The sequence below is a fragment of the Catenibacterium sp. AM22-6LB genome (assembly GCF_003435615.1).
GTDB lineage: Bacteria > Bacillota_I > Bacilli_A > Erysipelotrichales > Coprobacillaceae > Catenibacterium > Catenibacterium mitsuoka_A.
Window position 1 is genome coordinate 1 of the sequence record NZ_QTUM01000024.1, and the last position, 8698, is coordinate 8698.

The 8698-nt window shown below is 33.7% G+C and carries 10 protein-coding genes; 4 read left to right on the top strand and 6 right to left on the bottom strand.

The window, feature by feature from the left end:
- Positions 1–1103 precede the first annotated feature (1103 nt).
- Both DW269_RS06615 and DW269_RS06625 read right to left on the bottom strand, forming a co-directional pair.
- Positions 1104–1478 (bottom strand): DUF3795 domain-containing protein, encoded by a 375-nt coding sequence (locus DW269_RS06615; RefSeq protein WP_117459063.1) that lies wholly within the window; start codon positions 1476–1478, stop codon positions 1104–1106.
- 253 nt (positions 1479–1731) lie between these two features.
- The gene (locus tag DW269_RS06625; protein WP_117459064.1) at positions 1732–2403 is read right to left on the bottom strand and encodes a helix-turn-helix domain-containing protein; all 672 of its coding nucleotides are present in this window, start codon (positions 2401–2403) and stop codon (positions 1732–1734) included.
- 495 nt (positions 2404–2898) lie between these two features.
- Between DW269_RS06625 and DW269_RS06630 the strand changes: the two genes are divergently transcribed.
- The 3 genes from DW269_RS06630 to DW269_RS06640 all read left to right on the top strand — a co-directional run bounded on the left by DW269_RS06630 (position 2899) and on the right by DW269_RS06640 (position 5435).
- Entirely contained in the window at positions 2899–3960 is a 1062-nt protein-coding gene (locus DW269_RS06630) for a replication initiation factor domain-containing protein (RefSeq protein ID WP_255413846.1), read from the top strand.
- A complete protein-coding gene (locus tag DW269_RS06635; RefSeq protein WP_002607397.1) occupies positions 3960–4163 on the top strand; it encodes an excisionase in 204 nt (67 codons plus the stop codon). The genes DW269_RS06630 and DW269_RS06635 overlap by 1 nt, the downstream gene beginning before the upstream one ends.
- 78 nt (positions 4164–4241) lie before the next feature.
- Positions 4242–5435, top strand: coding sequence for a site-specific integrase (locus DW269_RS06640; protein ID WP_117459066.1), 1194 nt, complete (start codon positions 4242–4244; stop codon positions 5433–5435).
- 166 nt (positions 5436–5601) lie between these two features.
- Here the strand turns inward: DW269_RS06640 and DW269_RS13205 are convergent, their stop codons facing one another.
- The 4 genes from DW269_RS13205 to DW269_RS13120 are packed head-to-tail and all read right to left on the bottom strand — an operon-like array spanning position 5602 to position 7997.
- Complete coding sequence (locus DW269_RS13205) at positions 5602–5889, bottom strand: accessory gene regulator B family protein (protein ID WP_117459067.1); 288 nt, start codon at positions 5887–5889, stop codon at positions 5602–5604.
- Positions 5882–7111 (bottom strand): hypothetical protein, encoded by a 1230-nt coding sequence (locus DW269_RS06650; protein WP_117459068.1) that lies wholly within the window; start codon positions 7109–7111, stop codon positions 5882–5884. The genes DW269_RS13205 and DW269_RS06650 overlap by 8 nt, the downstream gene beginning before the upstream one ends.
- Positions 7101–7808 carry a LytTR family DNA-binding domain-containing protein gene (locus tag DW269_RS06655; protein WP_117459069.1) on the bottom strand — a complete coding sequence of 236 codons (708 nt, stop codon included), beginning with the start codon at positions 7806–7808 and terminating at the stop codon, positions 7101–7103. Before DW269_RS06655 ends, DW269_RS06650 begins: the two co-directional genes overlap by 11 nt.
- Positions 7809–7868: 60 nt before the next feature.
- On the bottom strand, positions 7869–7997 hold the full coding sequence (locus DW269_RS13120) for a hypothetical protein (RefSeq protein ID WP_255413845.1): 129 nt from the start codon (positions 7995–7997) through the stop codon (positions 7869–7871).
- Positions 7998–8315: 318 nt separating this feature from the next.
- On the opposite strand from DW269_RS13120, the gene DW269_RS12605 reads away from it, so the two are divergent.
- A partial coding sequence (locus tag DW269_RS12605; RefSeq protein WP_199412129.1) for a transposase occupies positions 8316–8698 on the top strand: 383 nt, incomplete at its 3' end.

Consider the following 8698-nt stretch of genomic DNA (forward strand, 5'->3'; position numbering starts at 1 on the left):
GCATCTCTTCTATCATTCTTCACTACTTTATTTTTTGCAGAACGATGCATAGTTGATGGCGCAAGAATATCACATTCGATACCTTTTGCAACTAACTGCCAGTAAAGAGAATAGCCAAGGCGTCCTGCTTCATAACCTGTCTTGATCTGAACATCATCACTGTCAGCTGATTTCTTGGCGTTCTCAATGAACTTGATGATAAGACTTACATCTGCAGGAATCTTAGTTCCCCAATAATCTCACCAGTTTCTTTCAATAATGCACATAAACTGTATGTCTTCTTATGGACATCCATTCCAATATAAATTATACTTTTCATAGTGACCTCCTATTGTCGTTATGGTAACAACTCACTTTTATTTTTCTATTCTTATTATGAGTTTAAATCCACGTTTTGACAACTAGGAGGTCATTTCATATTATCTATATTATTTGGCGCTTACAAAATATTACGTAGATTCGATGCTTATCTATTACATAATTTTACTAGAAAAGGAGTATGTCCAATATAATTGATCAACCTAATCAGAATGATTGGTCAAGTGTATCGTAATTAATGATCAGGTTAAATCGGAATTATTGGTCAGTTACGCCATAATAATCAATTATTTGGCGTTTACATTAATTATGCAATTTTATAGATAATTCTTTTATTGAAAATAGCACTAAATTTATAAAAGTAGCCGAAAATATCAAAATTTGAAGATTAGGCAGTAATTGATTCCATATAAATATGACAATCATTAAATATAATAATGAAATGACTCTACACTTTTTATTTAATGATTGCTTAAATATAATTATTAAAATATATGCAAAAAAAAATATACACATATAGTCAAGCATAAAATATATATTAATTTTATGAAATTTTATATATAATTTTCGATTATCCGCATAAACACTATACTTTCAAGCAATTTGAAGTATAGAAAATTATTCAATTTACCACGAATTTACTACGATTGAGTGAGCCTTGATATGACAATAAAATAGCACTAAAAAGACACCCTTAACACCTAAGCGGTGTCTTTTGTTAAAAAGCAGTCAATCCTAAGACTAACTGCTTTATGTGTATGGATATGAAGTTGTCAAACTGGGATTTATCGCACTCCTGTCAAGATAAAATTCATTAACTGCTCTACATCATCAAAATCATCATAATCTCCGTTTATGCCATCTCGATGATACACAACTCCATTTTTCTCATTTCTCTCTAAACAATCCAAAAGCTTTTCTTCTCCATATTTTTTAGCAAATAAAGTAAATGTGTATGGTTTAATTTTTCTCAATAATCCTTTCTTGCAATTTTCTTCACACTTATAACAATGTGTCAAATCTTTTACAGCCGAACATTTTTTATTTTCACAAGTATCATTACCTGGACAACCGTTTGAGCCACAACCATTGCACTCAACATTTTCTGAACACAAACAACATGCAAGACCACATCTAGCAATTCCTAATTCTCGTTTCATAGGATACCTCCAAATTCATAATTTGTCGTTTTCTTCATACCCGTATTATACCAGTTCCATATATCCGCCACAACAAAAATCAACATACCCCTTAATATTTTTCTATCTTGGAAAATACACACTTTTTCTTTCTTCCTCTTGATTACCCCACAACAGAAAAGAAAAAGCCCTGTCAAGAGCCTTGCCACCATTGGTGGTGCTTTGCACTCTTTACTGGGCTTTTTGTTTGCTGTATCTTCCATGCAAGAGGAAATTAAAGACCTCTGTTCCATTTCGCCTTTAGATAGTCTTCATAATCTCCCTCATTAAAGTCTACTTGTGGAGAAGTATTAGGAATGTTTTTTCTGTTGTCAATATCTGCAAGTTGACGGAATATCCAATCATCATAAGGGTCGTGATATTTATACTCTTTGGGCTGTTCTCTGTATCGGTCTAACCCTCGCATTTCCTTATGTACTTTCATCATACGTTCTATTTTTTGACGCTGTATCAACTGTTTGATTTCCATAAGTTCTTCTACTTCTACAACCTCATTAGAAAGATAATTGCTGATGTATCTAATCAATATAGTTTCCATGTAAAATCTGTATTCTTTTTCATCATTGAAAAACTCATTTTCAGACAGATAATCTAAGGAAACATTAAAGTCCTGTTCCCGTTTGATAATATCCATGATGTAAGGCTCGGTGTGGTCAATATACTTCCATTCTCCCGATAATAATTCATTGGGCGTTACTCCAAGCACGTCCATTATCTTCTCTAACGTATCAAAGGTAGGATAATTCACACCTCGTTCAATCTTGGAAAGGCTCTGCATATTGATACCGATTTTGTCCGCAAGTTCCTGTTGCTTCATTCCTCTGTGTTTTCTTATGGTCTGTATGTTTTCTCCTAAGAAACTGATTTTCTTTTCGTAATGCTCCATGACTTAGTATAAACACTCCTTTCATTGCTTTTATTGGTATTTATAAGCATATCATACTTAATATATATCGAAAAGTCAACAAAAACTTCTTGACAAGTAATTCTAATGGCGTTATTATCGTATCAGATAGAGTGATTAAGCACGATAGGGTCAATCACACGCTTGAGTAAGCATAGAAAAGATGTATTTTCATTTTGATAGCATGAATAGGCATGGACTATCAGACTGAAAATCGGGTTTCTGACTGGGGCTGTTCCGTTTAGCCACGTGCCTCCCAAAGGCACGTGAGCGTTAAGAACGGAACAGGCACAGGAAGAAAGTGAACGCCTTTAGGCGTTCGCAGAGGGCGTATATGTAACACCGCCCTGCGCATACATGTCATAGTACCTAGAAACTGTGATAAATAAAGGAAAAAACACGATTTTTACCCGCAAAAAACGGGAAGTACGAAAGGAGTAATGCACTATAACTACACACAAAAATTTATCCGTTAAGATTGATTACATCAGCATTATATTTGATACTGCAACCGCTGAAGATGTTATCATGCACATTTTAGGTTTACCGACTGACATTTTCAATGTCTATCCGGCAAGCGTTAAATTCAAGACCTATCAAGCACGCTGGCAGATTGGAGATATTTATGTATCGGGGAACGCAAGAAAGACAGAGGACAATCCACAAGGGCTAGGCTGTTATCTTGTTATGACTGGCAGAGGTTGTGATGATATTTTCCGTATTCTCGACAGTAGGAATTATACCTTTGGGGATATATTCCGACGTTGCGAGCGAAGATACGGACGGGATAACTTCCACTTTACAAGACTTGATATTGCCATTGATGATAAGAACGAAAAACCATTCTTTACCATAGAGCAGATAAAGAAGAAATGCGAAAAAGAGGAATTTATTTCTAATAGTGAGGGCTACCACTTTGACGAAAGCAAGTTTGATGATTTCGACACCGCAAAGACTGTTTATATCGGTGCTGGCAAATCGGGATTGTCCTACCGCTTTTATGATAAAGATAAGGAAGTCTGTTCAAAACATAATAAGACGCTTGATGAAGTCGGCAGTTGGAAACGGACAGAAATGCAACTGCGTGATGATAAGGCTCATGCTTTTGCCATGACATTCAAGGAAAGACCGCTGGAACTTGGAGAACTGGCTTTCGGTCTATTGGCAAACAACCTACGCTTTGTCGTACCAAACAGAAACGAAAGTAATAAGAGCAGGTGGAAAACTTGTCGGTTTTGGGAACGCTTTTTAGGGGCTGTGGAAGTCTTAAAACTGCAAGTACCCAAACAGCATAATTCCCTTGAGGAAACACAGCAATGGCTCACAGAGGGTGGCGTGATTTCCGCTGTCAAAAGTTTTTATTTCTTGGAAGAACATGACGCATTAGGTGGACTGGAAAAAGTAGGAACTATGCTTGATAAGGCAAGATACAGCAATTCCCTTTCCAGTAAATTAACCGCCCATTTACAGAGGATAAACCGCACCGACCTTATCCCCTATATCCAGTATGACACGAAACATGGGAAAGGGGGTATCTGATGAACAACAACGATATTCCCGTATGGGAAAAATACACCCTTACCATTGAAGAAGCGTCAAAGTATTTCCGTATCGGAGAAAACAAGTTAAGACGCTTGGCAGAGGAAAACAAGGACGCTGGCTGGCTCATTATGAATGGCAACCGCATACAGATTAAACGCCGACAGTTTGAACAGGTCATTGACAAATTGGACGCAATCTAATGCAAATGAGCCTTGTATGTGTTATGATGAACACAAGTCATATCAAGGCTCTTTCCAACAAGGAAAGGAGCAGACACCATGAAAGAAAAAAGACGGGATAACAAAGGTCGTATCCTGCATACTGGAGAGAGCCAACGAACAGACGGGAAATACTTATATAAATATGTAGACGCATTTGGAAACACAAAATATGTGTATGCTTGGAGATTGACACCCACAGACCCGACACCAAAGGGAAAACGGGAAAAACCCTCACTTCGAGAACTGGAACAGCAGATAAGACGGGATATTGAGGACGGTATCGACAGCACAGGCAAGAAAATGACGCTTTGCCAACTCTATGCCAAACAGAACGCACAGAGGGCAAATGTGAAGAAAAGCACAATGAAACAACGGGAACAACTCATGCGGTTATTGAAAGAGGACAAGTTAGGTGCTAGGAGCATTGATACGATAAAACCCTCTGACGCTAAGGAATGGGCGTTACGCATGAAAGACAAAGGCTTTTCCTACAACACCATTAACAACCATAAACGCTCGTTAAAAGCGTCATTCTACATAGCCATTCAAGATGATTATGTGAGGAAAAACCCCTTTGATTTCAAGTTAAGTGAAGTCCTAGAAAATGATACCAAAGAGAAAGTCGCATTGACAGAGGAACAGGAACAAGCCTTACTCTCATTTATCAAGACGGACAATGTGTATCATAAGCATTATGATGATGTGCTGATACTGTTAAAGACAGGACTTCGTATCTCGGAATTGTGTGGATTGACAGTAGCCGATATTGATTTCAAGAATGAAGTTGTGGTTATCGACCACCAGTTATTAAAGAGCAAGGAACAGGGCTATTACATTGAAACGCCTAAAACAAAGAGCGGAATAAGGCAAGTGCCATTAAGCAGAGAAACAATACAGGCATTTCAACGGGTTATGAAGAAACGCTCAAAGGCAGAACCATTTGTGAAAGACGGACGGAGCAATTTTCTGTTTGTCAATCATAAAGGCAAGCCGAAAGTTGCCATTGATTACAGCACTTTATTTGTCCGTATGGTAAAGAAATACAACAAGCACCACAAGGACAATCCCTTGCCACATATCACACCGCATACGCTACGCCATACATTCTGCACAAGGCTGGCAAGCAAGAACATGAACCCAAAAGATTTACAGTATATCATGGGGCATTCAAACATCAGTATCACAATGAACTGGTACGCTCATGCGTCCATAGATACCGCAAAATCAGAGGTTCAGCGTCTAATCGCATAGAAGTATTTACCACGATTTTAACCACGCTTGATAGCGAAAATATAAGAAGATAGACCTAGATATGTGAGGTTTACCACAAAAGCAAAATGCCCGTAGAGCCTATAAAATAAGGCTTTGCGGACATTTAAGAAGATATAAAAAGATAGTCAAAAAGACATATATAATTTTATATAATCAATAAAATAGTTATAAAAAATATGATTGAAAATGATATTATGCATGTATAGGCATTTTTACAATGATAACCACCTATTAATGTTCTTAAGGGGATAAAAAACACTAAGAAAAATAGTCCTGTCCATATATGGTTTAAATATACTTGTGATATTAGTAATGCAGATAGTATTGTTATAAAATTTAACAAGATGACTTTAAATCCATAAATATAAGCTTCTTTTGTATATTCAGAATCATTTATTATATCATTAATAGCGTCCTTAATTCCTTTATACATGATTTTCTAGCTCCTCTCGAGCAATAGATATAATAACTGAACTATAATTAGCTGTCGTTGTTAAACGTACTTTGCCATTTAACTGTCTGATATAATTTAATACTTGTTTCGATAATTCTAATTCTTTAGTATTACACAGTTGACTTATTAATTTTATCACAGTAAATTGATTTTTTTCGATAATTGAGATTTCAATATCACAGGAATATGTGCTAATTTGGTGAAATAAATCAATTAAATCTAAAAGTAATTTTACAAAATTCGTCTGATCATAAAATGGATCTTTAGAAATAAATATACTTATCTTAAAATTTCTACCTTCTATCCATAAATCATTAAGTTTAGAGCACATTACAGTATCAAAATATGGATTATCAGTAATAAATATAGCAGAATATTGAGATAAATTTTTAATATAATTATCGACAATTTTCTTTATATTGTTATTCATTGTTTGATTTTTTATTTGAAGTAAAATATACATGAGCTTATGTTCCATATCTAGTACTTCACACTTCAAAAATTGCAATTTTTCATATGTTTCTTGATTAAGAATATTTTTTTGAGATTCTAACATATAGTTTAATTTTAACTTTTCTTCTTTATGAATTTTGTATGATAACTCCATAGAAAAGAAAGCAATTCCACTTAATAAAATCATGATAATGATAATTATTGTAGTAGATAATGAATAAATCATCCCATAACACAAAGTAAATAAGGAAATTACTACTATAATCTCAATCAATATCAATGGCCACCATTCTTTTAACTGTAATTCCATATTAGCTTTTAGTAAGCATCTTGTAGCAATAAATGATACTAGAACTAATATAACCTTTGACAAAATAATTGTATATACAAATATATTATAGTTATCAGCAATATCAAATATCTCAATAGAAAAAATGCAAGAACTAATGCTTAGTGCAATAAAATCTGAAAAAATGATCAAGAAAATTCCCAACAATACACATAATATATGCTTAAATGTAATTCTTTCTTCGAAAAATCTTAATAGAATGAGTTCAATCAAGAATATTACTCCTAACAATATATATTCACTAATTGAATTTGATTTATCAAGTAGTGTTGTGGCTAATCCAGAAAATGAAGTTCCAAGTATGACAAACATAAATTTATTTTTTACATTAAAAGATTTTGCCAAAAAACAATTCAAGACAAAATCTTCAAAAAAATTAATAAAAATATTAAATATCATATAATAAACTCTCCTTGTAGTCATCTAACACTGTTGCCTTATATTTTCGACCAATCGGTAAAATTATATTATTTTCTAAACATATATCATTCTTTCTGATTTCTAATACTTTATTAATATTGATAACATAAGATTTATGAATTCGTGTGAATTTAACATGATCAAATTTTTTTAGCAATGATTGAAAATTGGAACGAAACTCATATGTATTATCAATAGTATGTAATATAACATTATGTCCCAATGACTCAGCATATATTATTTCACTAACCTTTAGAGAAGTTTTTCGCCCCATGTATTCAAATAGAATAGTATCAAGACGTCTTTTAAAAATTCTATTTATAATAATGGTTAAAACTTCCATATCTTTTAATGTATTATTCTTTCTTATAAAATATGTCGGTTGAACCGCTAGTGTTCTATGAACTAATCCTACTCTATTAGATACAAAAATTACTAAAGCATTCTCATTTCTTTCTTTAATGTTAGTTGCAATTCTCAGTCCATTAACATATTCATTACTTAAGTCTATATCTAGAAATATAATATCATAATCTAATAGTCTTTTAATGCTAGTGAAATTTTCATTAATAATATCAACAGTATATTCCTTAAACGTAGTTTGCATAAGAAGCTCTACTTGTGGAACAAATTGTTTTATAAAAAAATCATCATCATCAATAATCAGTGCTTTCATAAATTTCCCATCAACTCCCTCTATATTCTAATAAATAGTAAAAAGAAATCAAGATAAAAACTATCTTGATCCATCTTTTTTGAGTTTTGGCTTTTTTGGTTCATACATTCCTACTAGTGACATTGTTTCATGTGAATATAGTGTAGCACTAAGTGCTAATCGCATGATAACCTTTAACAATACTTTCATATTTTCCTCCATTTCCCCGCGCCTTCGTTGCGCGGACACAAATATTTAATCAAACTCAAATCCACCAAAACTATAGTGTGCCTCTCGATATAATAGTATAATCAAAGAGAGGTGGTATACTACAGAGCACGTGAAGGTGAGTAGGTAATTCTGCTCAAATAGAATATCCTGAATTTTTATAAGTCGCCGCTATCTTTTCAAGCACAAATAAGTTGGACTTAGAGCCAGGACACTTATGATTGTACAATCAACTGAGTGATTAGCTTAGATAGCAGTCAATGCCACTTCTCTTCTTTCAATGAAAGGAGAGATTTTTTTATGAAGATTGTTAGACCAATCTGCTGTGGCATGGATGTTCACAAGAATATCATTGTGGCTACAATCGGTATTACTAATAAGAAAACTCGTATTACCGAATACATCCAAGAAACGTTTTCAACTTTAAACCCTGATTTACTGAATCTTAAACAGTGGCTCATTAATCACAAATGCTTTGATGCATGCATGGAATCTACTGGTAAATATTGGATTCCAATTTTCAACATCTTGGAAGATGAAATCAATATTTACTTAACTCATCCAAAATATGTCAAAGCAATTAAAGGGAAGAAAACTGACAAGAAAGATTCAAAATGGATCTGTGATTTATTTAAACATGATCTAATCAAATTTTCTTTCATACCGCCCAAAGAAATAAGAGC

Excerpts from the sequence above, each read along its gene's own strand:
- DW269_RS06625 (WP_117459064.1), bottom strand. The coding sequence starts at position 2,403 with ATGGAGCATTACGAAAAGAAAATCAGTTTCTTAGGAGAAAACATACAG.
- DW269_RS13205 (WP_117459067.1), bottom strand. The coding sequence starts at position 5,889 with ATGTATAAAGGAATTAAGGACGCTATTAATGATATAATAAATGATTCT.
- DW269_RS06635 (WP_002607397.1), top strand. The coding sequence starts at position 3,960 with ATGAACAACAACGATATTCCCGTATGGGAAAAATACACCCTTACCATT.
- DW269_RS06655 (WP_117459069.1), bottom strand. The coding sequence starts at position 7,808 with ATGAAAGCACTGATTATTGATGATGATGATTTTTTTATAAAACAATTT.
- DW269_RS06640 (WP_117459066.1), top strand. The coding sequence starts at position 4,242 with ATGAAAGAAAAAAGACGGGATAACAAAGGTCGTATCCTGCATACTGGA.
- DW269_RS06615 (WP_117459063.1), bottom strand. The coding sequence starts at position 1,478 with ATGAAACGAGAATTAGGAATTGCTAGATGTGGTCTTGCATGTTGTTTG.
- DW269_RS13120 (WP_255413845.1), bottom strand. The coding sequence starts at position 7,997 with ATGAAAGTATTGTTAAAGGTTATCATGCGATTAGCACTTAGTGCTACA.
- DW269_RS06650 (WP_117459068.1), bottom strand. The coding sequence starts at position 7,111 with ATGATATTTAATATTTTTATTAATTTTTTTGAAGATTTTGTCTTGAAT.